The organism is Thiobacillus sp. (genome assembly GCA_024235835.1).
GTDB lineage: Bacteria > Pseudomonadota > Gammaproteobacteria > Burkholderiales > Thiobacillaceae > PFJX01.
The window spans coordinates 787,495-810,955 of the sequence record JACKLQ010000001.1 but is presented as its reverse complement, the minus strand read 5'-3'; the positions used below and the strand labels follow the sequence as shown (position 1 = coordinate 810,955).

The window sequence follows — 23,461 nt, the reverse complement described above, 5'->3', positions numbered from 1 at the left end:
TGCTACGAAGCACGAATCGGGCCATCGGAGGCGCGGGGAAGGCGGGTTTCCCCTCAAATGGCCTCTATAGCTGGGCTGAACGTGGCTTGTATATTGGAGACCCAGGATGACAGCGGCGTGAAACGGGAGAGACCCGGGAGGGATCCGCACAAGCCTGGATCATGCGTGCCCCAAGATCAGGCTTCATCCGCCGCCTCCGGACAGTCTACTGACCCCTCAGTCCTCCAGGCAAATCTCCCTTTTGGCCACGGCCAGCGCGGTACGCAGGAACAGGCCTGCGATAACTACCGTGGCAACACCCAGAAGGATGCTGGCCAGGCGGGCGAAAAGCAGGTTGCCGCCTAGCTCGTACATGACGAAGGTGGCCACGGTGACGGCCGCCAGGGGGAAGGAATAGGCCCACCAGGAGAGGAAAAACTTCAGGCGTGCGAACCAGGCCAGCTGGGCGAACAACAACAAGGTGAAGAACAGGGCGCTGTAGTAGAACAGCAGGGCCAGCATGTCCAGACCGCCAGTCAGCTTCACGTAGGACAGAAAGCCCACCGCCGGCGGCGCGATGAGAATGAACAGGGTGGGCATGAGGCGCTCTGGCAGGCTGCCGTGGAAGATCACCCGGTAGAAGATGATGGTGAGGAGCACGGGCCAGAAAAGCAGGCCGATGCTGAAGAAGAACCAGGAGATTTCGGCGGGCGCATGGTTGACGCCGGCAATGGGCACCAGGATGTTGCCCACCACGGGAATGAACCAGGCGGGGTTGAGGTGCACGATCTCGAACTTGCTGTGGTGCATCCACTGGGTCATCACGTGGAGGGTGAGGACCAGGTGAAGGGCCGATCCCGCAAGCCACAGCAGTTTGGAATAGGGGGCCGAGAGGGGCAGCCAACCGATGGACAACAGGATCAGGGCGATGCTGACCGTGGGCACGAAGTTCATCTTCACAGGATGGGCCCACTCCCTGGCCGCGGCATCCCTGTACTTCAGCATCTTCACGCCATAGGCCCCGGCCAGGGCCACGAACAGCAGGGTAGTCAGCCCCAGCAGCCAGGGGCTGATGGCCACGCCCAGGCCCATGAGTTCCTCGGCCCGGCGCCAGGCGATGGTCAGGCCCCCCAGGCCCATGATCATGGAGAACCAGGCAATGGGGAAATGCTGCAGTCGGGAGTGGGTGGCGGCGTCGTTCATGGCATGGGTCAGGACAGGATAGAAAAAAAGCCCTACCCCGGGGTCGGGGAGGGCTGCGAGTCACAGCGGCGGTTACAGCGGCTTGCGCATGGTGATGATGCCCCGCACCATGCCGGCGGCGTAGCCCACGGCCTTGTCGTTGGGGTATTCCGTGGCCAGCTTGGACTTCACCCCCTCCTTCATGGCCTCGGGTACGCCGTGGCATTCCAGGCACACGGCCTGGGTCACCAGGGCCTTGGCGTAGCGGAAGGTCCTGGCTTTGCCGTCATCCACCACTTCATAGGTATCCAGGGTCTCGGCCTTGGCACCCGCCGCCAGGTCTTTCTCGAACTTGGCGATGGCGGCGGCTTCCCAGGCATCGGGTACCCCCTTTGGATTGCGGTTCTTCGTGCTCACCCGCTTGATGCTCATGCCGGTGCGGGCGGAGGCCTCCCTGGCGATGGCGGGGGCCTTCTCCTTGCAGACGCCGATGGCGTTTTCCGGTCCGCCTGCCTTCATGGCGGCCTTCAGCTCGCCGCCCAGGGTCTTGATCAGGCCGCCAGCGGTGGCCCGGGCCTCGCCGGCCATCTCGGCCTGCTTCTCGGCGCTGGGCATGCCGGCGCAACCGGCCAGGAGCGAGGCAATTGAAAGGGAAATCAGGGTGAGTTTGACTGCGTGTTTCATGGCATCTCCTTCGGTTGGTTATTTGCCCATGGTGACCTTGTCGCGGTCGACGTTGTAGCTCCAGGGCAGGCCGGCGTTCTTCCAGCCGTTCACCACCCTCTTGCCCTTGTTGGGGCCGTCCTTGGCCATGTCGCCTTCGAAGCCATCCACCACGGACCACACGTTGGTGTAGCCATATCGGCCCAGCAGATCGGCGCTCATGGCGCTGCGGTCGCCGGAACGGCAGATGAGGACGACGGGATCCGACTTCTCGATGCCCTTCTCCAGGGCGAAGACCTCGAACTGGGACAGGAAGTCCGGGTTTGGATTGCGCTGGAAGGTCTTCTTCGCGCTGTCCCACTTGTCGTAATGCATGATGCCGAAGGAGGCCTGGCCGTCCAGGCCATCGGGAGATCCCACGAACAGGACTTCCTCGATGGTGCGAACGTCCACGAACAGCACCTTGGGCCCGTGTCTTTTCAGGAACTCGGGTACGTCCCTGGCTTCCAGGTAGAGCCCCATCTTGCTGACCTTGATCTTGGGCAGGCTGGCGGGGTCCACCGCCAGGGCAGGCTGGGACATCAAGGGCAGGGACAGGGCGATGCCCACCAGGGCACGGAAAAACTGACGCTTCAACATGGCGGTCTCCTCCAAATGTAATGCGTCTTGCCGGTCGGCCCCTGGGCCGACCGGCACGGGCTTCGATAACACACCTGGTTGCTGCCGGCGGCGAGTTGGACGATGCAGGGGCGCCGCCACCCCGATAAAGCGAGTGATTATTTTCCGAGATTATCCTTCACCCGCAGCAGCATGGTCTTGGCTTCCTTGGCTACCTCGTGCATCACCGGGTTGGTGGTGACGCCCGCCATGGTTTCCGGGTCCTGGAATGAGAAACGGGTGGTGTTGGCATCCAGGGCCATGGCGGCCACGCCGCAGGGCAGCAGGGCGCCGGCGTTGGGGTCGGAATCGATGACCCGCTTGGCCAGGCCGGGGGCGCAGGCGCCCAGGATGGCATAGGGGGGCATGTCTGTGTTCAGCTTGGCCTTCATGATATGGGAGACGTTAATCTCGGAAACCACGCCCATCTTCTCGTCGGCCAGGGCCTGCTTGAATTTCTCCACGGCCTGGTCGAAGGGCAGGGCTACGTCACAGGTGAATGCGTACATGTCGGTTCCTCTCACGTTGATTGTCGGTTGCCTGTTCAGTCGCTGACATGGTGCAGGCCGCCCGCCTGGGCCATCTGGCTCTGGGCCTGGTTTCTCATGTGGTCGGCCACCTTCAGAAAGGCCTGGTACAGCTCCTGGCGCAGGCGCGGGTCCTCCACCACTTCGTCCAGGGCCAGCCGCATGCAGTGCATCCACTGATCCCGGGCGGCGCTGTCGATGGGGAAGGGCAGGTGCCTGCGGCGCAGCATGGGGTGGCCGTGTTTCTCCACGTAAAGCTGGGGTCCGCCCATCCAGCCGGACAGGAAGTCGAACAGCTTCTGCCGGGAATTGTCCAGGGATTCGCCATGCAGCTTGCGAATGTCCCATACCTCCGGAAGTTCGTCCATGTGGTCGTAGAAACGGCCCACCAGTTGCCGGACCTTCTCTTCGCCACCGATGCGTTCATAGTGGTTTTGCATGGCTGGTGAATATATTAGAAAACACTAATTTTAATCTCTGGCTTATGACATCATAAGTAAATATGTGAGCGCCCGGTGACCAAGAAATAGTTGATCAAAATTATCGGGTTTTTTATTCTCGCCCCGTCCCGTATCGGTATTTGACCATGCACAGCAGCCATTCCCCCGACTATCAGAAGGTGATGCATTCCATCATCCAGCGCATCGCCACCGGCCCCGACTTGTCCAAGGACATTGCCCAGGACGAAGCCTACCTGGGCATGAAGGGCATCCTGGAAGACCGGGTGGACCCCGTGCAGGCGGGCATCTTTTTCATCGCCCTGCGCATGAAGCGGGAGACGGAAGCGGAGAACAAGGGCATCCTGGACGCCATCCTGGAAACCACCCAGCGGGTCACGGCGGACGTGGACGAGGTGGTGGACATCGCCGACCCCTACGACGGCTACAACCGCTGCCTGCCCGCCGCCCCCTTCCTGCCGGCCCTGCTGGCGGAACTGGGCGTGCCCGCCGTCAACCACAGCGTGGAGGCCGTGGGGCCCAAGTATGGCGTCACGGCCCGCCACGTGCTGCTGGCCGCCGGCGTGAACGTGGACCTGGACACCGCTGACGCCGCGCGGCGCTTGGCGGATCCTGCCATCGGCTGGAGCTACGTGGATCAGGCCCGGTACAACCCCGGTCTCCACGATCTCGTAAAACTGCGTACCCGCATCATCAAGCGCCAGGCCGTCACCACCGTGGAAGTGCTGGCCAAGCCCATCCAGGGCCGCAGGCGGACCCACTTCGTCACCGGCTACGTGCACAAACCCTATCCCCCCATCTATGCCATGCTGGCCCGTCACGCGGGATTCGATACAGGCATCATCATCCGCGGCGTGGAAGGGGGCGTGATTCCCTCACTGCGCCAGGCGGGCAAGGTCTGGGTCTACCAGGACCGGGGCGAGGAACTGGAGACGGACATCGATCCCCTGGCCCTGGGCATCGAGCAGTCCGTGCGTTCCGTGCCCCTGCCGGAAGACCTGCCCAAGTCCGAGCGGGCCGGGGACGAGGTGGCCATCATGGTGGACGTGAACGCCACCGCCGCCGCGGCCGCCAGGGCTGGCCTGGCCGCACTGAAGGGTGATAAGGGCGCCACCTACGACTCCCTGGTGCTGGGCGCCGCCACCATCCTGCACCATATCGGCAAGGCCCCCAGCCTGCATGCGGCCGCCGAACTGGCCCGTGCCGCCCTGGACAGCGGCAGGGCCGCGGCCCGGGTGTGCTGATGGCCTGGGTCAGCGTGGCCGGGGCCCACGAACTGGCCCCCACCCAGATGAAGCGAGTGGAGGCGGCGGGCAAGCGCCTGCTGCTCGCCAATGCCGAGGGTAAGTACTATTGCGTGGACGAGATGTGCACCCACGAGGACTATTCCCTCTGGTTCGGCTGCATCAAGGGCCGGTCCATAAAGTGCAGCCTCCATGGCAGTTATTTCGACCTGGAGAACGGCAAGCCACTGAACGATCCCGCCGACTGTCCCCTGGCCACCTATCCCACCAAGGTGGAAGACGGGCAGGTTTGGGTTGACGTGGCTTGATGGGGGCAGGCCTTTTCCCAAAGCCCGGCTTCTGGCCAAGGTGCGTCGGGAAGCGGAGCTGGTAATACCCACTACCCCCTTGTGGGTAGTGCATCCAGTCGATTGCCCAAGCTGGGAATCAGGCACTTAATTCCTCCCCTGCAAGCAAGGAGGATTCCATGAAGCGATCAATCAGATTTGCGTTTTCCGGTGTGGGCAGGGCCATCCTCCTGGTGCCGATGTGTTTGTTTGCCCTGTCGGCAAACGCCGCGGACCAGGCGCTCATCAAGAAAGGCCGGCAGGTTTACGAAGAAAACTGCTCGGCCTGCCACCAGGCCGATGCCATCGGCAAGGCGGGCTTTGCGCCTTCGCTCACCAACCCGGAATTCCTTAGCCTGAGTTCGGATGGTTTTCTGCGCGCCAACATCGTTGGCGGGCGCGAGGGCACCGGCATGCCGCCCTTCGCGCATCTGGGCGAGCGTGATGTGAACGCCATCATTGCCTACCTGCGTTCCTTCGCCACTCTGCCGGATCGCAGCGCGGAAGTGGATGCGCAGCCGGAAGCGCGGGGTGATCCGCGTCTGGGCAGCCAGTGGTACGAGTACATCTGCTCCACCTGCCACGGCGGCGTGGGTGAAGGCTACGAGACCGGCGGGCCGGGCACGGCGATTGGCCGCTCCGGCTTCCTGGACCGTGTCTCGGATGGCTACATCCGCACCACCATCAAGGAAGGCCGTTCGAATACCCGCATGCTCGGTTTCAAAGGGCCGGCTTCCATGGCCAATCTTTCCGACCAGGAAATCGACGACATCATCGTGTACATGCGCGCCATGAGCGCGAAGCAATAAGAAGGAACATCGCCATGACCATGCACACCCCTGGAGGGCTGGACCAATGAAACGAATCAAAATGCACCGCCGCGACTTCCTCAAGGGAAGCGCCTTCATCACCGGTTCCGCCGTGGGCGCAAGCCTGATGGTGGGCAGCAATCCGGAGCTAGAAGCGGCTCCGCTGCCGCCCGGGGCAGCCTCCACCAAGCGCACCACGGCCCTTGCCCAGTGCCCCTACTGCGGCGTGGGCTGCGGCACGGTCATCATTTCGGAGAACGGCAAGATCGTCTCCATGCAGCCGGACAAGGATCACCCCACCAACTTTGGCCTGCAGTGCATCAAGGGCCTGACCGCCGCCGAGCCAATCTATGTGGACCGCATGCAGGGGGACCCCTATGTGCGCCGTGACGTGTGGGCCGAATGGAACAAGCCGGGCCATGGCGACATGGATTTCATCAGCAAGACCAAGGGCTCCTTTGACGAGGAACATTTCGTGCGCGTGCCCTACGAGAAGGCGTCCGACATGACGGCGCACAAGATCGCCCACTTCGCCAAGAAGTACGGCGGCAACAGCATCGCGCTGTACGGTTCCGGCCAGCTCACCATGGAAGGCCAGTACCTGGAAAACGTGTTCATGAAGGGGGTGCTGGGCTCCAACACCATCGAGGCCAATGCCCGCATGTGCATGACCTCGGCGGTGACCGGCTATTACGCGACCCTGGGTTCGGACACGCCCCCGCTGGCCTACGAGGACATCGAGCTGTCGGACATGATCATGCACTTCGGGCACAACGCCCGAGAGGCGCACCCCATCATTTTCTGGCGCTGCGCCGACCACAAGAAAAAGAAAAACATCTCAACCGTGGTCGCTGACCCGCGTTACACCGGCACCAGCAAGGGCTATGCGGACATCAACCCGAAAAACCATGTGGATGTGCCCGTACTCAACGGCGACATCAGCTTCCTCAATGCCATTGCCCACGTGCTGCTCAAGGATCACAAGGACGTGATTGACTGGAAGTTCCTGAAAGCCCACACCACCGGCTGGAAGGAATATGTGGATGGCGTGCTGGCCCACTACAGCCCGGAGCAGGTGCAGGACCGCATGGGCACCGACGAAGTGCCGCCCGCTAAGATTCGCCTGGTGGCGAAGATGTTTGCCGACGCCACGCGCAAGCGCCTGGCGCGGGGCAGGGACGGCCACGGTGGCGTGATCATCATGTGGGGCATCGGCTACAACCAGCACATCCACGGTCAGAACAACATCATTTCCATCATCAACCTGTGCACCTTGACCGGCAACCTGGCCAAGCCCGGCTGCGGCCCCTTCTCCATGACCGGCCAGCCCAATGCCATGGGCGAGCGCTTCACCGGCGGCCTCACCGGCCGGCTGCCGTTCAACGAGCCGCTGGATAACCCCCTGCACCGCCTGAAAATGGCCAAGGCCTGGCGCGTGCCCGAGAAAAACCTGGAGCGTGCGCTCAACTCGCAGAACCCCGGCTTTGCCGTGGGCATGCTGGAACGCGCGCTGAAAGGCGACCTCAAGGCGATGTTCTGGGTTTATGCCACCCACATCGACCTGCCTGACCAGAACAACCTGGTGCGCCCGGCGCTCCTGAAAACCTTCAACGTGGTGCAGGAAATCTACCGCCATGCGCCCAACAATCTCTACGCCGACGTGATCTTCCCCGCCGCCACCTGGGGCGAGGTGGAAGGCACCTACATCAGCTCCGAGCGGCGCATCAACATCAACCAGAAGGCCGCCGAACCGCCGCCCGGCTGCCGTCCAGACATGGACATGGTGATCGACAAGGGCAAGGAAATCGCCCACCTGCTGGGCCTGGATGCGGATGCCATCTTCCCCTACAAGAAGCTCAAGGACGGCACCTACGACTCGCAGGAAGTCTTCCGCGACGTGTGCCGGGCCAGTGCCGGCACGGACGTCGATCTCACCGGCATTCTGGAGGTGGAGAAGGCGGACAAGGTGGCGCCCTATGACCAGATCGCCGAACTGCGCGGCATCATGTGGCCGGCACCCACCTACCAGATCGCCAAGGACGGCGGCACCAAGCGCCGCTACATGAACCAGGAAAACCAGTGGACCAACCGGCCCTACGGTTACTTCCGCACCAAGGACGGCAAGGTGCACATGCAGCTTTGCCAGCAGGACTACTCCGACCGCGAGGCGGTCACCGCCAAGCTGATGGAATTCGGCGTCAAGAAGGGCAAGTACACCATCGACAACCTGGCCTTGCTCAAGGAAGCGCGCGACAAGGGTCTGACCCCCGACCTGCCGGACATGAAGTTCCGTGGCAAGTCCTGGGACGCCGTACCCAAGGACAAATACCCCTACTGGCTGGGCCTGGGCGTGGTGTACGAACATTTCCACACCGCCAAATCCAATCGCAGCCCCACTACGCGGCGTCTGGTGCCGGAGATGTACGTGGAGATGCACGAGCAGGATGCGAAGGAACTCGGCATCAAGGACGGTGACAAGGTGCGTCTGGTGACGCGCCGGGGTTCCTTCGAGGCGCGCGCCCAGGTCGGCACCCACAGCCTGGTCAAACCGGCGCGCAACAGCGTGCCGCGCGGCTACTTGTTCAGCCCCTGGAACCTGTCGGTGGCCGATAGCGCCGATCCCAAAAAGAACAAGTGGCTGGTCAACAAGACCTCCAGCCGCGTCTGGGATCCGGTCTCCGGCCAGGTGGACTTCAAGAAGCTGGCGGCGCGGGTGGAGAAGGTATGACGTGGGGTTTGCCGCGGAACCTCTGCGCCGACATCCATGCAGCGCAGAAGCTTTCTTGACGCACTGCTCAGTGCCGCCGCCGCGACGGCGCTGAGCCCGCTGCTGGCCGAGGCGCGGCCAGCCGCATCGACACGTCAACCCACACGTTCAATCCGTTACTTGAGGCCGCCGGGCGCGCGTCCGGAAGCAGAATTCCTGGCGCATTGCATCCACTGCGGGCAATGCGGCGAGGTCTGCCCCAACCGCTGCATCCAGTATTTCGGCCACGAGAACGGGCTGCGCTCGCTCGATACGCCCTACATCGTGCCGCGCGAGCAGTCCTGCATCCTGTGCATGAAATGCGGCGAGGTCTGCCCCACCGATGCCATCCAGCCGGTGGCGCGCGAGCTGGCGCCCATCCTCGGCAAGGTGCGCATGGGCCGGGCGCGGGTGGATGAACGGCTGTGCCTGTCGTTTCAAGGCAAGACCTGCGGTGTCTGTTACCGCGCCTGCCCCTTGCAGGATGTGGCGATCCGCGTGGGCCGCCTGGAACAGCCCCAGGTACTGGAAGCCTGCGTCGGCTGCGGGCTGTGCGAGCGTTCCTGCATCCAGATTCCCCAGGCCATCCGCATCATTCCGGATTACGGCTAACCCTTTTTTATGAGCCTCACGATGGGCACTCCCAAACCGTTTGCCCTCTGGCGACACCTCAACAAGCTGCGCTGGCTGAGCCTTTCCATCGTGTTTGCGATGCTGGTGGCCTTGCCCTTCATTCATGTCTACCAGACCTACACCGCTGCGCATGCCTACGATCTGCTCGCCCCCGCGGAAAAACAGCTCTACGACGTGATGGAAACCCTCACCGCCGCCTTCACGGACGACCCCGCCGAAGACCTGGACGCGATCAAGGGCAACACCTGGTCGGGCAGTTTCTTCGGCTTGCAGTTGAGCGACCCGCTCGCCGTGGCCGGGCAGATGGCGGCGGGGCTCAAGCTGTATGCGCCGTTTTTGCTGACGGCCCTCATCCCCGTGTTGTTCACGCTCGTGCTGGGGCGGTTTTTCTGTGGCTGGATCTGCCCCGCCACTTTTTTGTATGAGCTCAACACCAACGTCTCCACCTGGCTTGCCCGCCTGGGCTTCAAGGTGGGCAACCGCCGTTTTGACCTGCGCCTGAAATACGCGGTGCTGGGTGTGGGGCTGCTGCTCTCCGCCGCTACCGGCTCGGTGTTGATGGCGGCGATCTATCCGCCGGCCATCGTCGGGCGCGAGCTGTACTACGCCATTGCCCTGGGCGGGTTCGGGGCCGGCGCGGCGTTCTTCGTCGGCACCCTGTTGTTCGACACCCTGGTCGCGCGCCGGGGCTTCTGCCGCTACCTCTGCCCCGGCGGCGCGCTCTATTCACTGCTGGGCCGTTATCGCCTGCTGCGCATCCGCCGCATCGTCGAAAACTGCAACGACTGCGCCAAGTGCAATGCAGTGTGCGAATTCGGCCTCGACCCGTTGCGCGACCATTTCGGCCAGGAATGCAACAACTGCACGGCCTGCATCGCGGTCTGCCCCACCCAGGCCATGACCTTCGTGCTGCGCCCCACGGACTTTCCGAAGCAAGGCCCCGGCCACCTGGGCAAACAGTACCGCCGCGCCCATCCCGACCAGGGAGCGCATTGATGCAGCGCCGTAGCGCCCTGCAACGCCTGATCCGGGGCGCGGCCCTGCTCGCCGCCGCCAGCCTGCCCTATGGCGTGGCCCGCCTGCTGGCACCGGAAGCCCGCGCGCAAAACCACAACCGCGAACACAACCGCGAACACAAACGCAACCACATCCGCCCGCCGGGGGCATTGAAGGACGATGCCGCCTTTGTCGCCGCCTGCATCGGCTGCGGCCTGTGCGGGGAAGTCTGCCCGCCGCGCTGCATCCGCTTTCATGACCGCGACGGCGGCGGCAAGGTGAACACGCCCTTCATCAACCCCGAGGACAAGGGCTGCACCCTGTGCAACAAGTGCATGGCGGTCTGCCCCACCGAGGCGCTGATTGAAACCCCGCTGGACGAGATCGATATGGGCATCGCCCAGATCGACCGCGCCGCCTGCTACCCCTGGGTGGATCGCGGCATCTGCGGTGCCTGCGTGAGCGTCTGCCCCCTGGGTGAGCGGGCCATCGGCTTCGAGATGTGGAACCAGTACCGGCCCATCATCAAGGATGGATGCGTGGGCTGCGGCCTGTGCGTGGAAGTCTGCCCCGAACCCAGCCTGCCAATCTGGATCGTCGATCGCGCCGAGGGCACGGTCGCCAGGCACACGGTATGAGTTTCTGGCTATGAAGCGGCTGCTTTTCATCGTTCCGATTTTCAGCGTCCTCCTCGCGCTGCTGCCCTGTCAATACGCCGGCGCGCACCATGTGCTGGGCCGCCCCACCTACAGCCTCAACGAAGATTCCAACACCCCGCCCAGCATGCAGGTGGAAACGCAGATCGGCGCGTATTTCGTGAGTTACATGGCCTTTCCCGCCTTCCCCAAGCCCAACGAAGCGGGCCGCGTCAGCGTCTATGCCACGAGGCTCGACGACGGCACGCCCTTCGCCGGGGAAATCACCTTCAGTGTGCGCGACGACGCCTGGCTGGACGCCTGGTTTCCCAGCCGCAAGGAAGCCCTGGGCGTGCAGCGTTCCCAGGACTACACCTACCGCCAGGGCTTCATCTTCAAGGAAGCGGGCGACTACATCATCACCGCGGAATTCGAATCCGGCGGCGAGCCCTACCTGATCGACTTTCCCCTGCGCATCGGCGAGCCTCGGTCGGTCGGCCCCCTCGGCATCGCCGTGGGGGTGATTGCCGCCCTGCTGATCGGCGTCAACCTGATACAGAAGAAGCGCCTGCCGCGCGCGGAGCGTAGGCGGGCCGACGCATGATCTATTGCAGCGCGAACGGCACCCTGATGATGACCCATCCGGGGCTACCGGAAACCTGGGCGCTCGCCATCCTCGCCCTCATGCTGCTGACCCTGGTCTGGGCGGTGCGCGCACCGCTCGCCGCAACCGGCATGGGCAGACCTGCCCTGCCGCTGATCGGTCACGGCGTCAAGGCCAGCTTCCCTACCCTTGGCCCCGGCCTCCTCCTTGCCTTGAAACTCGTGACGGTTTCGCTGTTTCTGCTGGTGATTGCCGCCGGTTTGTTCGGCTCGCCCATCCCCGAGAGAAATCTTGCCACCGTGCTGACCTGGAACCTGTGGTGGGCCGGGCTGGTGTTTTCGATCTTCTTCCTCGGCTCGGCCTGGTGCGCGGTCTGCCCCTGGGATGCCCTGGCGCAGTGGCTGGTGCGACGAAAAATCTGGGGCCGCGCCGAACTCAACAATTCACTCAATCTCGTGGTGCCGCGCGGGCTGCGCTGCGTGTGGCCGGCCCTGGGGCTGCTCGTCGGTCTGACCTGGCTCGAACTTGGCTTAGGCATCACCCTCGACCCCTATGCCACGGCCTTGCTCGCGCTTCTCATCGTGGTGCTGGCCACGGCCTCCCTGGCGATTTTTCGGCGCCGCGCGTTTTGCCACTATTTCTGCCCGGTAGGCCGCACCGTGGGGGCCTATGCGCAACTGGCGGCGGTGGAACTGCGCCCCGTCGACACCGACCTTTGCGCCCGCTGCAAGACCCTGGATTGCCACCACGGCAACGCAGCGGTGGAACCGTGCCCCACCGGTCTGGTGATGGGGCGGCTCACACAAAACACCTACTGCACGTCCTGCGGCAACTGCGCTCAAAGCTGCCCGCACGGCAACGTGGCCTGGCGTTTGCGTTCCCCCGGCATCGAAGCCGAACAGGGCGCGCGCCCGCATTGGGACGAGGCGGTCTTCATGCTCGCCCTGCTGGCGCTCACCGCCTTGCATGGGCTGTCCATGATGACCTTCTGGGAAGACTGGATGCGCACCCTGGCCCGCGCCATCGGCGACAGCGGCCGCCTGCTGTGGAGCTTCAGCCTTGGGCTTGTGGCCTGTCTTGCCGCCGTGGCCGGGGCCTATGCCCTCACGGCAGCGGCCACCCGCCGCCTGACCCGCAGCCGCCTGCCGTTCAAACGGTTTCTGACCACTTTCGCTTTCGCGGCACTCCCCCTCGCAATCGCCTACCACATGGCGCACAACCTCAATCATCTGGTGCGGGAAAGTGCGGGGGTCACCCAGGTATTGCACAACCCGCTGGGCACGGGGGCACTGCCCTTCAGCATGGCGGAAAAACAGGTGCGGCACATGAACCTGCTGCTCTGGCAGGACACGCTCTTTGCCATGCAGGCCGGCCTGCTGGTGCTGGGTTTTCTCGTCGCCGTGCGCATCGTGCGCCGACGCGGCGCGGCGGTGCTCGAAGCGGATCGGGCAGGGCAGGTCTGGCGGCTCCTTCCGATGCTGCTGTTCGCCGCCGGCATCACCGGCTTCAACCTCTGGTTGCTGATGCAGCCGATGGTGATGCGCTTGTAAATTGGGTGAAAACGGATGGATCGTCGAGCGTTCTTCCTCCAGGCCTTTCGCAATACGGGCGAAAAAGTCGTCAAGCTGTGCGATGCCAAGGCCAACCAGCAGGCCGCCCACTGGATTCGCCCGCCCTACGCCCGGGACGAGCTGGAGTTCCTGCTGGCCTGCACGCGCTGCGGTGCCTGCATGGAGGCCTGCCCCCACGAGGTGATCTTTCCACTGGCGGTCCGGCTCGGTATCACCGTGGCCGGCACGCCAGCGTTGAACCTGCTCCACAAGGGCTGCCATCTGTGCGACGGGTGGCCGTGCGTCGCCGCCTGCGAACCGGGCGCCCTGAGAAAGGCCGCCGAAGATGCCGAGGCGGGGCTGCGGCCTTTTGCCCGGGTCCATATTGATACAGAGGCTTGTCTGCCCCACCAAGGCCCGGAGTGCGGGGCCTGCGAGGGCAGTTGTCCCGTTCCCGGCGCACTCGTGTGGGATCTGTGCCGCCCGCGCATCGACCCCTTGCACTGTGTGGGCTGCGCCCTCTGCCGCGCGGCCTGCATCGTGCAGCCTTCGGCCATCAAGGTCGAAGCCCTGGCACGCACAGCCGACGTTGCCTGACAAGAAAATCGCCGTGAACAACCCGAAAAAACCCGCCAAACCTCCGTCCGCGCAGCCTGCCGAAGCGCCAGAGCAGAGCCCGGCTACGGAAGATGCCTGGCGCTTTATCGTCAATCTGCCACGCACCCGTATTCCACGGCGCAGCAGCTTGGCACCTGCTGTGGCCGAGCGTCTGAGTGAGGCAGAGATGATTGAACGCTTGCGCCGCTTCGAGATGTTCGAACCCTTGCCGGATGCGATTCTTAAGAAGCTCGCCAAGTCGGCCAGCATTCAGGTGTATCGCGCGGGAGATCGGCTCTGGAATCAGGGCGAACCCAATGAGCGTGTGGTGTTCATCGAACAGGGGCTGGCCAAGACCGCACGCCGCACACGTGGCGGTGACAGTCGGACTTTTGGCCTGTATGGCCCCGGTGATTCGATGGGCATTTATGCCATCTGGGCTGGCATGAAATACCCCACCGATGCCTGGGCCATGAGCGATGGCATGGCGGTGATTCAGCTTGATCCGCTCACGCTCCTGCAATGCGCCGAAAAACAGCCGCGCCTGTCCGTAGCGCTCATGGCTGAAATCAGCCGCTTTACCGAGGCGCTGGTGCACAAGATCGAAATCGTCGGGGCAGGTTCCATTTCCGAACGCGTGGCGGCCCTGATGGTGATGCTGGTGGATCGCTACGGCATTGAAGTGGGTGAAGGCAAGGCCTGCCTGCCGGTTTACCTGACCCTGGAACAGATCGGCGAGATCGTCGATTCACGCATGGAAACCGTAAATCGGGTATTGGCCAAGTGGAAACGGCAAGGCTGGCTGACCGTGAATGCCAGCGGCTATCACTTTCTGCATTTCGACAACGTACGTGCTTTATTGCCGGAATTTCCGGCCCGAGACGGTTTTTGAGCGTTGCCGCCGGCTACCCCGCCGGGAGGGTGCGGCTACCTATTCTGGAGGAGTGTTTGGGGTGGGTTCCGGGCTGAAAATGACAAGTTCTTGAACTGCCCGTGCCGGGGATAGCCGGCGCGGTCGCTTTGCAGCCGGAGATTCCAAAGTCCGACAGGCTCCTGGCGGCTTTGCCAGGTTGATTGACCCCGTTTATTGCCTCCCTTCGTTTTCAGGAGCGCTTCATGTCCCTCGCCGTTCGCCCCCAGGCCCAAGCCACCCCATTCAGCCCCTTTGATCTCGATGCTGATGCCCTTTACCAACGCTGGCGCGACGCCAAGCTCAAGGATTACCCGCAAAACCTGGGTGACCTGGTGGTGGAAATCAACGACCCACGCCGCCTCGCCGAAGCCGAACACGCCGCCATGCTGGCGCGCTGCCGCAAGGCCAACATGGTGGTGTACGTCGGCAAGACCGGGGCCGACCCCGACCCGGAAATTCCCCTCTCGCTCGCGCGCCGCTTTGGCCTGCAGGACATCAACAAAAACTGGCTGGCCGACGAGACGGGCCTGACCTCGCTGACCGTGCGCGAAGAAGGTATCCGCCAGCACTACATCCCCTACACCAACCGCGCCATTCACTGGCACACCGACGGCTACTACAACACCGCCGACAAACAGATTCACGGCCTTAACCTGCATGTGGTGCAGCAGGCCGCCACCGGCGGCGAAAACGCGCTGATGGATCATGAAATCGCCTACCTGATGCTGCGCGACAAAAACCCGGATTACATCCGCGCCCTCATGGCCCCGGACGTGATGACCATTCCTGCGCGCATCGACGAAGGCGGCACGGTGGGCCGCCGGGAAGAACCCGGCCCGGTGTTCAGTCTGACCCCGGCCGGCAACCTGCACATGCGCTACACCGCCCGTGCCCACAACGTGATCTGGACGGAAGACCCGGTAGCCCGCGAAGCGCTGGCCTATCTGCATGACCTGCTCACCGGCAACTCATCCTATGTGTACCGGGGCCGCCTTGAATCCGGCATGGGCCTGGTCAGCAACAACGTGCTGCACGACCGCGCCGCCTTCACCGACGACGCCACCCACAAACGCCACTACTACCGCGCCCGTTATTTCGACCGCCTCGCAGGCACGGATGTGGCGGAGGTGTACGCGCTGTAGCGCGGATGCAAGCGAGCGACATCGAGCAGCGCCCAAGATGGGCATCGAACTGCGCCGCGGCTACTGCGCCCTGTGCATCTCTCGCTGCGGCTGCGTCGGGCTCATCGAGGATGGTGTGCTCACCCGTATCGATCCCGACCCGGACCACCCCACCGGCCAGGCCCTGTGCATCAAGGCGAAAACCGCGCCGGAATCGGTCCATGCGCCGGAGCGCCTGCTGTACCCGCTGCGCCGCACCCGGCCCAAGGGGGAGGCCGATCCGGGCTGGGAGCGCATTTCCTGGGAGGCGGCGCTCGATCTCGTCGCCACCAAGGCGAGGGAGGCCATTTCCCGCCACGGCCCCCAGGCACTGGCCTTCGGCGTGGCCACCCCGAGCGGCACGGCGGTGGCGGATGCCTTCGCCTGGATCCACCGGCTCGCCCATGTGCTGGAAAGCCCCAACCTGGTGTTCGCCACCGAAAACTGCAACTGGCACAAGGATTTCGCCCCTGCCTACACCTGGGGCGCGGGCATCGGCATGCCGGACTACGAACACACTGGCTGCATCCTGCTGTGGGGCTTCAATCCCGCCACCACCTGGCTGGCGCAATCCACGCGGATAAAGGCGGCGCAAAAACGCGGGGCGAAGCTCATCGTCATCGACCCGCGCCGGGCGGGGCTGGCCGCCGGGGCCGATCTCTGGCTGCGCCCCCGGCCCGGCACGGATGCCGTCCTGGCTCTGGGGCTGGCCCATCAACTGCTGGAATCCGGCCATTACGACCAGGATTTTGTCCGGCGCTGGAGTGATGCGCCGTTTCTCGTCGCCGAGGCCGATGGGCGGGTGTTGACCCAGGCCGATCTGGAGGCAGGAGGCGATGCAAGCCGCCCCCTGAGCTGGGATGAAGCGGCAGGCCGGGCCGTGGCCTGCCCGGTACGTCCGCCCAATACGAACACGGAAACCCGGCTGGCCCTGGAAGGCCGATTCAGTGTGCCGACCCGACACGGCCCCCTCGTCTGCCGGCCGCTGTTCGCCCTCTGGCGTGAGCGTTGCCGAGACTATCCGCCGGAGCGGGTGGCAGCCCTCACCGGCATTCCCGCCGCGCAAGTCAGCGAAGCCGCCGACCTCCTCGCCGGCTACGGCCCGGTTTCCTTTTTCACCTGGACCGGCACGGCCCAGCAGGCCAACGCCACCCAGACGGGCCGCGCCATCGCCGCCTTGTATGGTTTGACCGGCAACCTGGATGCCCCCGGCGGTAATGTCTGGTTCGCCAAACCACAGGTCGCGGACATGATGGCCTTCGACCGGGTCGTACCCGCCACCCGCCGCCTCACCCTGGGGCTCACCGAGCGCCCCCACGGCCCGCCGCAAAAGGGCTGGATCACCTCCCGCGACCTGTTCCGCGCCATCGTCGAGGAACGGCCTTACCCCATCACCGCCTTCGTCTCCTTCGGCGGCAATTTCCTCTCCTCCAAGCCCCACACCCGGCTCCAGGGCGAAGCCCTGGCGAAGCTGGATTTCTTTGCCCTGGCCGAGCAGGTGGAAACCCCCACCGCCCGCCACGCCGATCTGCTCCTGCCGGTCTGCACCGCCTGGGAACGGGAAGGGCTGCAAGCCGGCTTTCAGGTGGATGCGGCGGCGGAAGCCCGCGTCCAGTTGCGCCCCGCCTTCGTCCCGCCGCGCGGGGAAAGCCGCGCCGATACCTGGATCGTGTTCGAACTCGCCCGCCGCCTGGGGGTGGCCCACGACTTCTTCGGCGGCGACCCGGAAGCCGCCCTCGCCGCCGTCCTCGCCCCCGCAGGACTGACCCCGGAGGCCCTGCGCGTAGCGCCCGGGGGCCTCGACCTGCCCCGGCAAACCCGTTACCGCAAATACGAGCAAACCGGTTTCGCCACCCCGAGCGGGCGCTTCGAATTCCTGAGCGCACGACTGACGGAAGCGGGCTTGGATGCCTTGCCGGAGGCCGTGGAACCGACTCACGGATCAACGCCAGACCCGGATTTTCCGCTCCTCCTCACCACCGCCAAATGGCCGCAGTACTGCCACAGCCAGCAGCGCCACATCACGGGCCTGCGGCGGCGGATGCCGGAACCGCTGGCGGAATTGCACCCCGCCACGGCGGCGGCGCGGGGAATCACGGAAGGCGACTGGTTTGAAATCGTCACTCGAATGGGCACCCTGCGCGCCCGCGCTCGTCTCGATACGCATCTCGACCCCGATGTGGTCTGCGCCCAATACGGCTGGTGGCAATTTGCCGATCATGCGGGGGACGCCAACCGGGTCATCGACGGCGAATGTTTCGACCCGGCCTCCGGCTCCAACTGCCTGCGCCGGTTTCCCTGCGAGGTGAGACGGGCGCGGCGCACCTTATAAGACAGTGGATCGAAACTCCAATGGGCAATCCGGGTTGGCTGCGAGCGTTGGCGGCTGCATGCCCGCCCCTCTCCCGCAGGCGGGAGAGGGCACGGCCGGCTGAACGACGGCCTCTCCCCGCGAGGAGGGACTGCCACTCATGGTGTGACCGTAGTGGTCTCGGTGGTGGGCGTGGCCGTCTGCCGATGCTCCTGGCGCATCTGCCGATTCTGCTGCGCGCCGCCTTCCTGTGAAGCATCGCGGGTGCGGGTGCGGGTCATGTCGCCTTGTTGCTGGCCCTGGCCGCCCATTTGGCCATAACCGCCGGAGCCCTGGTACGAGCCGCCACCGCTCCCGCCACCGCTCCCGCCTCGGCCGCCGCGGGCCTGGGCGTCCAGGGACAGGGTCAGGGTGGTCAGCGCCACCAGGGCAATCCGGGTAAGTAGAACCGTCTTGTTCATGAGATTTTCCTTTCGATCGATTTGAGGGATGTCGATCTTCAGCGTCCCCGTCCCCGGCCTCGGCCATATCCCCCGCCCCCCGTACTTTGCCGGGCTTCGTAGCCGGCACCGTAGGGCAGGCCGCCGCCCTGCCGCGCCGCACCGGCATGGTCCATGCGCGAGCCGCCCAGGTCGGGCAGCGGCATGGCATTTCCGGCGGAAGGCGGGGGCCAGACTTCGGCCAGGGCTTCGCGTGGCAGGGAGAGATCCAGTAGCCGGCGCGCCGCCCCCTCGCCCGCGCCATCCGCCGCGGCGGCGAGCGCCGGGGCGAGCAGGACGCCGAGCAGGAAGGGGAGGGTCGCGCTTTTCATGGCGGTTTCAAATTCGGGAGCAGGTTCGCCTCGGTTTCGACACGGTGCATTCTGGGCAGGCTTTGTAGCCACACATGGGCAACCGTGTAGCGCCGTGTATCGCTTTGTATCTGTGCGTGGCCAAACCAGCCCGCCAGCCGCCGCCACGATTACACTGCCGCCATGAACTCACTCTCACGCATCCTGGTGGTGGATGACGACCCCGCCTTGCGGGCGTTGCTCTCCGCCTATCTGTCCGACACCGGCTTCGTGGTCGATCTGGCCGGCGACGGGGCCGGCATGCGCCGCGCCATCGAACAGGCCCGGCCGGATGCCATCGTGCTGGACCTGATGTTGCCCGGCGAGGACGGCCTGACGCTCACCCGTTCGCTGCGGGCACAAACGGGGGCGGCGGCGATCCCCGTTCTCATCCTTTCCGCCCGCGGCGAGGAGATCGACCGGGTGGTGGGCCTGGAGATGGGGGCCGACGACTATCTGGCCAAGCCCTTCAGCCCGCGCGAACTGCTCGCCCGGCTGCGGGCGCTGTTGCGGCGTGCCCGGACCGTGCCCGCCGCGGCGGCAGCGCAGGCGATCCGCTTCGGCCCCTATCACCTGGACCTGGCGGCGCGGCGCCTGCTCAAGGGCGATGGCGATCTGGGGCTCTCGGGCGCGGAATTCGATCTGCTCAAGGCCTTTGCCGAACGCCCCAACCGGGTGTTGACCCGCGACATCCTGATGGATCTGCTCAAGGGCTACGACTGGGATCCCAACGACCGCACCGTGGATATTCGGGTGGCACGCCTGCGGCGCAAACTCGAACCCGATCCCGCCAACCCGGTTTACATCCGCACCGTGCGCGGCGAGGGCTATCTGTTCAACCCGCGCGGTGCCGCGGCCTGAGCCGCCATGAAATCCGCCGCGAAGCCCGCATTGAGCCTCAGCCAGCAGAATGCGATCCGGCTCGCCCTGGTGTTCGTGCTGTTCGAGGTGCTGGCCGTGCTGGCCGTGGTTTTCTTTCTTCTGCTGCCCCTGGCCCGCCGCGCGGCCAGCGATCTGGCCGGCCTGATGGTGCTTTCCGCGCAGACCTGGAGCGAGTTGCCGCCCGACACCCGGCCGGCCTTCGAGCGGGAACTGGCAACCGCGCATGGGCTCAGCCTCGCCGCTTCCGAGCCCGTCATCACCGCGCGGACCCTCAAGGGCAGCCCCTATCTGCGCCTGCTGGAATCGGAACTGGCCCGGCGCGCGAGGACGGCTGTCGCGTTTGCGAGCAAGGAACAGGCGGGCGAGACCTGGCATTGGGTCGGCCTGCCCAGCGGGGGGCGGGTATTGTGGGTCGGTTTTTCACATGGCCGCATCGGCCCCCAGCCGCTCGCCGCCGGGGTGTCGATTCTGGCCGTGGGGCTGATCCTGGCCGGGCTTGCGGCCGGGTGGCTGGCGCGGCGCACGGTGGCCCCGCTGCAACGTCTCGATGCCGCCGCCGCCAGCCTGGGGCGGGGGGAAACCCCCGATCTGCTGCCCGAATCCGGCCCCCGCGAGATCGCTGCCCTGTCGCGCCGTTTCAACGCGCTCGCCAGCCAGGTGCGCGATCTGCTGGATGCGCGCACCACCCTGCTGGCGGGCCTGTCCCACGACCTGCGCACACCGCTGGCGCGCATGCGGCTCGCCCTGGAAATGCAGGCCCGCCGCCCCGATCCGGCCTGGATCGCGCGGCTGGACCAGGATGTCGAGGAGATGAACCGCCTGGTGGGCGATCTGTTGAACCTGGCGCGCGGCCTGGGCCGGGAAGAAGCCACCCGGATCGACCTGGCCGGGTGGCTGGAGGAACTGGCCGGGCGGGCGCGGGAGACGGGCAGCGAGGTTCATGTGCACTGTCCGCCCAACCGGATCGACGCCCCGCCCGCGGCCCTGCGCCGCGTGCTGGCCAATCTCCTGGCCAATGCCCAGCGCTATGCCGGCGGCAACCCCGTGGAACTGAGGGTCGAATCGGATGCAGGCGAGTGCCGCATCGGCGTGCTGGACCGCGGGCCGGGCATCCCGGAAGACCAGTTGGAGGCGGTATTCCGCCCCTTCCACCGGGTGGAATCCTCACGCAGCGCCGCCACCGGCGGCACCGGTCTGGGGCTGGCCATCGTGCGCCAGCTCGCCCAGGCCAATGGCTGGCGGGTCTGGCTGGAGAACCGGCCCGAGGGCGGGCTTGCGGCCTGGGTCGGCTGCCCCGTCCGACAGGCGGCCGGGCGGGCGATCCACACCCCGCCTGCGCAGGGCGAAAGCGGGCTGAAACAAAGCGATACATCGGGATACGGCCGCGATACCTGACGCCGTGATGATGGCGGTGTTGTTCGAGGGTTCGGACAAACTTCCAAGGAGACATCATGAGCAGCGCAATCGGCGGTATCGGAGGAAGTTCCTCCATGATGATGCAGGGCATGGGGCGGATGCAGCGCCCGGATGCGTCGAAGATGGCGGAAGCACTGTTTTCAAAACTCGATACCGGCGGCAAGGGATATATCGAGCAAGCCGATCTTCAGGCCGCATTCCAGCAGGTTCCCACAGCCAACAGCGGCAGCGCCGAGGAGGTCTTTGCCACCCTGGACGGCGACAGCGACGGCAAGGTGACCCGCCAGGAGATGTCGGACAGCCTCAGGAAACTGTCGGAGGCCCTGGACGACCAGTTCAACAGCATGCGCATGCGTGGGGGCGGAGCCGGCCTGACCGCAGCGGATCTGAACGGCGAGCTGGCCGCCATCGGCAATTCCGACAGCCAGCGCGCCGACACCCTGACCCGCCTGCTCGAAAACTTCGATCAGACCGATGCCGACAGCAAGGTCAACCGCGAGGAAACCCAGGCCGACAGGCAGTCGAGCCAGAACACCGCCGAGGTCATGAAACAGATCATGAATCTGGCCCAGGCCTACGGCCTGGACGGGGGGCAGGCCGGCAGCATCGGCCTGTCGGTCAGCGCATGATCGACGCATGCTTGGCAGCCTGTCGGACTTTGGAATCTCCGGCTGCAAACCGACCGCGCCGGCCCATTTTTCGCCCATTTCTTGGGCAATATTCTGGATATTCCCCAGCGAAATGGTCGAAAACTGATCTCGGCGGGGCCGATTTTCGCTATCGGAGCCCAAAGTCCGACAGGCTGCTAGCGAGGACACCATGAACCGCCTGGCCATTGCCCTTCCCTGGTTGCTGGTCGCCGGTACGGCATGGGGAGGCGGGCAGATTCCGGCGGCCGACGAAGAGGTGATCCGGCTGCGCGCCGAAGTGGCAACCCTGCGCGCCGAAATCGAAACCCTGCGGACGCGGAGCGAGAGCGGGTTGCGGCCGGCCGCGGTGCAGCAGATGCCAGACGGTGGCCTGCGGGATGAGAGCGGCGCCGAGGCCGTGCACACCACGCCGCTGCCTGCAAACGAACTGTTTGCGCCCCTGCGCGCCGACCCCAAGGAGCCGCGTTTCTTCGTCAGCGCGCTTCAGGTCGATTCCGCCCTGCGCGAAACCACGCTCGGCGCGGTGGGGTTTGGCGAGCACTTCGGCCTGGTGCGCCGCGAAACCCGTTCCGGGCTGGCCTGGCAACTGGGCATCGCGGGTGCGGTATTCGCCCAGTTCGATCTGGAAGCGCCGTCCTCCGATCTCATGAATGCCGACTATGTCATCGGCCTGCCGCTGACCTGGCGGCAGAACGACTGGTCCGGGCGGGTGCGCCTGTATCACCAGAGTTCACATCTGGGCGATGAATTCCTGCTGAGCGCCCAACCGCAGCGGGTGAATCTCAGCTTCGAAGCCATCGAAGCGATCATCGCCCGCGACTTCGGCAATCTGCGCGTCTATGGCGGCGGTGAAACCCTGTTCGACCGCGATCCCGCCGATCTCGGCCGGCATCTGCTGCATGCCGGCCTCGACTGGCGCGGGCGTGAAACCGCGTTCCGCCTGGGTGGCCTGGGCGGCGCGCGCTGGGTGGCCGGCCTGGATGTGAAACGGTGGCAACAGAACGACTGGGCGGCCCAGATCAGCGCCAAGGCAGGGCTGGAGTTTGCGCCGCTTGCCGAAACCGGACGCCGCTGGAATGCGCTGCTGGAGTTTTATGACGGCCCGTCACCCTACGGCCAGTTCTATCCACAGGATGTGCGCTACTGGGGTATCGCCATCCAGTTGGGCCTGTAAGCACTCTCTACAACCTCCAAAGAGCAAGACCATGAAACGATCCCTTTTCACGCTTTCCATCCTGACGATCCTGGCGGTGCCGGGCGCGCAGGCCGAGTCAACCCAACCGCCCACCCAACCGCCCACCCAACCGCCCACCCAGCCGCTCGCCCTGCGCGGCATCATGCAGGACCTCGGGCGGCACATGGAGACCATCACCCAGGCCCTGGCCCGCGAGGACTGGACGCGGATCGAGGAAACCGCGCCGCTCATCGCCGACCATCCCCAGCCGCCCTTCATGGAGAAGGCGCGCATCCTGGCCTACGTCGGCACGGACATGCGCCGCTTCAAGCGCCACGACCAAAAGACCCACGAAGCCGCGCAGGCACTGGGCCAGGCGGCCGGCAAGCAGGACGGTCAGGCGGTCGCCGCCGCCCTCCAGACCCTCCAGGGCCGTTGCAACGACTGCCACCAGGAATTCCGCAAGCCCTTCGTCGAACACTTCTATGGGGCGCGCTGAAACGCCCCTGAGCCGCCCGTT

At 65.2% G+C, this 23,461-nt stretch carries 25 protein-coding genes; 18 read left to right on the top strand and 7 right to left on the bottom strand.

Annotated elements, in window-relative coordinates; all coding sequences use genetic code 11:
• Window positions 1-216 precede the first annotated feature (216 nt).
• From H6935_03920 to H6935_03900, 5 genes are all read right to left on the bottom strand, one after another.
• Entirely contained in the window at window positions 217-1,182 is a 966-nt protein-coding gene (locus tag H6935_03920) for an SLAC1 anion channel family protein (protein ID MCP5277492.1), read from the bottom strand.
• A gap of 72 nt (window positions 1,183-1,254) precedes the next feature.
• Window positions 1,255-1,845, bottom strand: coding sequence for a DUF3365 domain-containing protein (locus tag H6935_03915; GenBank protein ID MCP5277491.1), 591 nt, complete (start codon window positions 1,843-1,845; stop codon window positions 1,255-1,257).
• Between the two features lie 18 nt (window positions 1,846-1,863).
• Window positions 1,864-2,463 carry a sulfurtransferase gene (locus tag H6935_03910; protein ID MCP5277490.1) on the bottom strand — a complete coding sequence of 200 codons (600 nt, stop codon included), beginning with the start codon at window positions 2,461-2,463 and terminating at the stop codon, window positions 1,864-1,866.
• A gap of 137 nt (window positions 2,464-2,600) precedes the next feature.
• Window positions 2,601-2,990 (bottom strand): DUF302 domain-containing protein, encoded by a 390-nt coding sequence (locus H6935_03905; GenBank protein MCP5277489.1) that lies wholly within the window; start codon window positions 2,988-2,990, stop codon window positions 2,601-2,603.
• A 35-nt stretch (window positions 2,991-3,025) separates the two neighbouring features.
• Complete coding sequence (locus H6935_03900) at window positions 3,026-3,448, bottom strand: group II truncated hemoglobin (protein MCP5277488.1); 423 nt, start codon at window positions 3,446-3,448, stop codon at window positions 3,026-3,028.
• 146 nt (window positions 3,449-3,594) lie between these two features.
• Between H6935_03900 and H6935_03895 the strand changes: the two genes are divergently transcribed.
• The 13 genes from H6935_03895 to H6935_03835 all read left to right on the top strand — a co-directional run bounded on the left by H6935_03895 (window position 3,595) and on the right by H6935_03835 (window position 18,011).
• The gene (locus H6935_03895; GenBank protein MCP5277487.1) at window positions 3,595-4,710 is read left to right on the top strand and encodes an anthranilate phosphoribosyltransferase; all 1,116 of its coding nucleotides are present in this window, start codon (window positions 3,595-3,597) and stop codon (window positions 4,708-4,710) included.
• Entirely contained in the window at window positions 4,707-5,018 is a 312-nt protein-coding gene (locus tag H6935_03890) for a non-heme iron oxygenase ferredoxin subunit (protein ID MCP5277486.1), read from the top strand. Before H6935_03895 ends, H6935_03890 begins: the two co-directional genes overlap by 4 nt.
• Before the next feature lie 218 nt (window positions 5,019-5,236).
• The gene (locus tag H6935_03885) at window positions 5,237-5,845 is read left to right on the top strand and encodes a c-type cytochrome (GenBank protein MCP5277485.1); all 609 of its coding nucleotides are present in this window, start codon (window positions 5,237-5,239) and stop codon (window positions 5,843-5,845) included.
• A 46-nt stretch (window positions 5,846-5,891) separates the two neighbouring features.
• Entirely contained in the window at window positions 5,892-8,573 is a 2,682-nt protein-coding gene (locus tag H6935_03880) for a molybdopterin-dependent oxidoreductase (protein ID MCP5277484.1), read from the top strand.
• Window positions 8,574-8,609: 36 nt separating this feature from the next.
• Complete coding sequence (locus H6935_03875; GenBank protein ID MCP5277483.1) at window positions 8,610-9,203, top strand: 4Fe-4S dicluster domain-containing protein; 594 nt, start codon at window positions 8,610-8,612, stop codon at window positions 9,201-9,203.
• Window positions 9,204-9,212: 9 nt separating this feature from the next.
• Window positions 9,213-10,220, top strand: coding sequence for a 4Fe-4S binding protein (locus H6935_03870; GenBank protein ID MCP5277482.1), 1,008 nt, complete (start codon window positions 9,213-9,215; stop codon window positions 10,218-10,220).
• Window positions 10,220-10,858 (top strand): 4Fe-4S dicluster domain-containing protein, encoded by a 639-nt coding sequence (locus H6935_03865; GenBank protein ID MCP5277481.1) that lies wholly within the window; start codon window positions 10,220-10,222, stop codon window positions 10,856-10,858. Before H6935_03870 ends, H6935_03865 begins: the two co-directional genes overlap by 1 nt.
• A gap of 10 nt (window positions 10,859-10,868) precedes the next feature.
• A complete protein-coding gene (locus tag H6935_03860; protein ID MCP5277480.1) occupies window positions 10,869-11,459 on the top strand; it encodes a hypothetical protein in 591 nt (196 codons plus the stop codon).
• A 23-nt stretch (window positions 11,460-11,482) separates the two neighbouring features.
• Window positions 11,483-13,009 carry a 4Fe-4S binding protein gene (locus H6935_03855; protein MCP5277479.1) on the top strand — a complete coding sequence of 509 codons (1,527 nt, stop codon included), beginning with the start codon at window positions 11,483-11,485 and terminating at the stop codon, window positions 13,007-13,009.
• A gap of 15 nt (window positions 13,010-13,024) precedes the next feature.
• The gene (locus H6935_03850; GenBank protein ID MCP5277478.1) at window positions 13,025-13,606 is read left to right on the top strand and encodes a 4Fe-4S binding protein; all 582 of its coding nucleotides are present in this window, start codon (window positions 13,025-13,027) and stop codon (window positions 13,604-13,606) included.
• A 13-nt stretch (window positions 13,607-13,619) separates the two neighbouring features.
• Window positions 13,620-14,498, top strand: coding sequence for a Crp/Fnr family transcriptional regulator (locus H6935_03845; protein MCP5277477.1), 879 nt, complete (start codon window positions 13,620-13,622; stop codon window positions 14,496-14,498).
• Between the two features lie 224 nt (window positions 14,499-14,722).
• Window positions 14,723-15,661, top strand: coding sequence for a TauD/TfdA family dioxygenase (locus H6935_03840; protein ID MCP5277476.1), 939 nt, complete (start codon window positions 14,723-14,725; stop codon window positions 15,659-15,661).
• Window positions 15,636-18,011 (top strand): molybdopterin-dependent oxidoreductase, encoded by a 2,376-nt coding sequence (locus tag H6935_03835; GenBank protein ID MCP5277475.1) that lies wholly within the window; start codon window positions 15,636-15,638, stop codon window positions 18,009-18,011. The genes H6935_03840 and H6935_03835 overlap by 26 nt, the downstream gene beginning before the upstream one ends.
• A 137-nt stretch (window positions 18,012-18,148) precedes the next feature.
• Here the strand turns inward: H6935_03835 and H6935_03830 are convergent, their stop codons facing one another.
• Both H6935_03830 and H6935_03825 read right to left on the bottom strand, forming a co-directional pair.
• The gene (locus tag H6935_03830; GenBank protein ID MCP5277474.1) at window positions 18,149-18,451 is read right to left on the bottom strand and encodes a hypothetical protein; all 303 of its coding nucleotides are present in this window, start codon (window positions 18,449-18,451) and stop codon (window positions 18,149-18,151) included.
• A 38-nt stretch (window positions 18,452-18,489) separates the two neighbouring features.
• Window positions 18,490-18,801: a hypothetical protein gene (locus H6935_03825; protein MCP5277473.1), complete on the bottom strand. Its 312-nt coding sequence runs from the start codon at window positions 18,799-18,801 to the stop codon at window positions 18,490-18,492.
• Window positions 18,802-18,963: 162 nt separating this feature from the next.
• On the opposite strand from H6935_03825, the gene H6935_03820 reads away from it, so the two are divergent.
• The 5 genes from H6935_03820 to H6935_03800 all read left to right on the top strand — a co-directional run bounded on the left by H6935_03820 (window position 18,964) and on the right by H6935_03800 (window position 23,440).
• Window positions 18,964-19,680: a response regulator gene (locus tag H6935_03820; GenBank protein ID MCP5277472.1), complete on the top strand. Its 717-nt coding sequence runs from the start codon at window positions 18,964-18,966 to the stop codon at window positions 19,678-19,680.
• A 6-nt stretch (window positions 19,681-19,686) separates the two neighbouring features.
• Window positions 19,687-21,096 (top strand): HAMP domain-containing protein, encoded by a 1,410-nt coding sequence (locus H6935_03815; GenBank protein MCP5277471.1) that lies wholly within the window; start codon window positions 19,687-19,689, stop codon window positions 21,094-21,096.
• 56 nt (window positions 21,097-21,152) lie between these two features.
• Window positions 21,153-21,746, top strand: coding sequence for an EF-hand domain-containing protein (locus tag H6935_03810; GenBank protein MCP5277470.1), 594 nt, complete (start codon window positions 21,153-21,155; stop codon window positions 21,744-21,746).
• A 190-nt stretch (window positions 21,747-21,936) separates the two neighbouring features.
• Complete coding sequence (locus H6935_03805) at window positions 21,937-22,941, top strand: DUF1207 domain-containing protein (GenBank protein ID MCP5277469.1); 1,005 nt, start codon at window positions 21,937-21,939, stop codon at window positions 22,939-22,941.
• 31 nt (window positions 22,942-22,972) lie between these two features.
• On the top strand, window positions 22,973-23,440 hold the full coding sequence (locus H6935_03800) for a cytochrome c (GenBank protein ID MCP5277468.1): 468 nt from the start codon (window positions 22,973-22,975) through the stop codon (window positions 23,438-23,440).
• Window positions 23,441-23,461: the final 21 nt, after the last annotated feature.

Bases quoted from the DNA above. Each gene is read 5' to 3' on its own strand.
- H6935_03805 (MCP5277469.1), top strand. From the start codon at position 21,937: ATGAACCGCCTGGCCATTGCCCTTCCCTGGTTGCTGGTCGCCGGTACG.
- H6935_03865 (MCP5277481.1), top strand. From the start codon at position 10,220: ATGCAGCGCCGTAGCGCCCTGCAACGCCTGATCCGGGGCGCGGCCCTG.
- H6935_03830 (MCP5277474.1), bottom strand. From the start codon at position 18,451: ATGAACAAGACGGTTCTACTTACCCGGATTGCCCTGGTGGCGCTGACC.
- H6935_03910 (MCP5277490.1), bottom strand. From the start codon at position 2,463: ATGTTGAAGCGTCAGTTTTTCCGTGCCCTGGTGGGCATCGCCCTGTCC.
- H6935_03900 (MCP5277488.1), bottom strand. From the start codon at position 3,448: ATGCAAAACCACTATGAACGCATCGGTGGCGAAGAGAAGGTCCGGCAA.
- H6935_03850 (MCP5277478.1), top strand. From the start codon at position 13,025: ATGGATCGTCGAGCGTTCTTCCTCCAGGCCTTTCGCAATACGGGCGAA.
- H6935_03870 (MCP5277482.1), top strand. From the start codon at position 9,213: ATGAGCCTCACGATGGGCACTCCCAAACCGTTTGCCCTCTGGCGACAC.
- H6935_03860 (MCP5277480.1), top strand. From the start codon at position 10,869: ATGAAGCGGCTGCTTTTCATCGTTCCGATTTTCAGCGTCCTCCTCGCG.
- H6935_03825 (MCP5277473.1), bottom strand. From the start codon at position 18,801: ATGAAAAGCGCGACCCTCCCCTTCCTGCTCGGCGTCCTGCTCGCCCCG.
- H6935_03820 (MCP5277472.1), top strand. From the start codon at position 18,964: ATGAACTCACTCTCACGCATCCTGGTGGTGGATGACGACCCCGCCTTG.
- H6935_03920 (MCP5277492.1), bottom strand. From the start codon at position 1,182: ATGAACGACGCCGCCACCCACTCCCGACTGCAGCATTTCCCCATTGCC.
- H6935_03815 (MCP5277471.1), top strand. From the start codon at position 19,687: ATGAAATCCGCCGCGAAGCCCGCATTGAGCCTCAGCCAGCAGAATGCG.
- H6935_03810 (MCP5277470.1), top strand. From the start codon at position 21,153: ATGAGCAGCGCAATCGGCGGTATCGGAGGAAGTTCCTCCATGATGATG.
- H6935_03800 (MCP5277468.1), top strand. From the start codon at position 22,973: ATGAAACGATCCCTTTTCACGCTTTCCATCCTGACGATCCTGGCGGTG.
- H6935_03875 (MCP5277483.1), top strand. From the start codon at position 8,610: ATGCAGCGCAGAAGCTTTCTTGACGCACTGCTCAGTGCCGCCGCCGCG.
- H6935_03880 (MCP5277484.1), top strand. From the start codon at position 5,892: ATGAAACGAATCAAAATGCACCGCCGCGACTTCCTCAAGGGAAGCGCC.
- H6935_03840 (MCP5277476.1), top strand. From the start codon at position 14,723: ATGTCCCTCGCCGTTCGCCCCCAGGCCCAAGCCACCCCATTCAGCCCC.
- H6935_03885 (MCP5277485.1), top strand. From the start codon at position 5,237: ATGTGTTTGTTTGCCCTGTCGGCAAACGCCGCGGACCAGGCGCTCATC.
- H6935_03895 (MCP5277487.1), top strand. From the start codon at position 3,595: ATGCACAGCAGCCATTCCCCCGACTATCAGAAGGTGATGCATTCCATC.
- H6935_03835 (MCP5277475.1), top strand. From the start codon at position 15,636: ATGTGGCGGAGGTGTACGCGCTGTAGCGCGGATGCAAGCGAGCGACAT.
- H6935_03915 (MCP5277491.1), bottom strand. From the start codon at position 1,845: ATGAAACACGCAGTCAAACTCACCCTGATTTCCCTTTCAATTGCCTCG.
- H6935_03905 (MCP5277489.1), bottom strand. From the start codon at position 2,990: ATGTACGCATTCACCTGTGACGTAGCCCTGCCCTTCGACCAGGCCGTG.